Consider the following 1,164-nt stretch of genomic DNA (forward strand, 5'->3'; position numbering starts at 1 on the left):
AATGTTATCAATATCCGCTAGACGCTCTACGGTTTCTTGGGCAATATCGACAACCGTACGACCTGGCACATTGTAGAGCATCTGCGGCATATCCACAGCTTCGGCAATAGCCTTGTAATGCTGATACAAGCCTTCTTGAGGTGGCTTGTTATAGTAGGGTGCAACCAATAAAGCACAGTCCGCTCCAGCTTCCTTAGCATCTTGAGTAAGCTTAATCGCCTCCATGGTATTATTAGCGCCCGTCCCAGCAATGACTGGTACGCGGCCATTAACATGTTTGACGAAGTAGCAAATAACATCACTATGCTCTTGCATGGATAAAGTCGCAGACTCACCTGTAGTTCCAACTGCAACGAGACAATGAGTGCCTTGCTCAATCTGCCAGTCTATAAGCTTGGCAAGACGTTTATAATCGACCGTACCGTCAGGATGCATGGGCGTCACTAGGGCTACCATTGAGCCTTGTAGTCGGGTTTTGATATCGTCGTATGCTGTACTCATAACTGTGCCTTACTGTATTGTCTTAGCTTTGATTAAAGCTATCACATGATAGGTCGTATGCAAGGACTACTGTCCTGCTTCATATTAATGCTGTTCGCTCAACACTCAATTGTGATGAATGTTTGGCTAAATAAATATTATTAACTACTGTTATAAATGCTCGATAGTGTAGCATATTTTGATTTAGTCACTCACTAACAATTGAGCGTCAATTGGCTATTATTTGTAGAGAATAAAAACTTAAATCTTTTAGTATAGAAGTATGTTTAACAACCAGTATCAATCTTGATAAAATTTTTACTTACTTTTAACGAATCGTCAATACATCAATGGTAGGACGACGGAGACGAAATGGCAACCCACGCGTACCGATGCCACTACTGACGAATACTTGAGCGCTTGCATGTTGATACAATCCGCGCGTATTATTGAAGCCTGCATAAGAAAAAATAGTAGATTTGATGCTAGCACCATTATTAGCGCGTTGCGGCTTGGGTAGGTTGCTTAGTTTTTCGCTAGACTTTGCAGATTTTGCCGCTGCAGCAATCAATAACGGCCTTGGCTTTAATGCTTTTGGTAAATCCGTAATACTATCAAAGCGTGACGCAAGAATAACAACTGGCAATACCGACTCTTCAATTTCAGTACACAGCTCCGCTTTGT

General features: G+C 41.9%; 1 protein-coding gene and 1 pseudogene. Both read right to left on the reverse strand.

From position 1 onward, the window contains the following. A partial coding sequence (gene dapA / locus ACS8FD_RS15820; RefSeq protein ID WP_439276549.1) for a 4-hydroxy-tetrahydrodipicolinate synthase occupies positions 1 to 501 on the reverse strand: 501 nt, incomplete at its 3' end. Between the two features lie 307 nt (positions 502 to 808). Further along, a pseudogene (locus ACS8FD_RS15825) lies at positions 809 to 1,164 on the reverse strand (hypothetical protein); the annotation flags it as partial.

The organism is Psychrobacter sp. 1U2 (assembly GCF_051847575.1).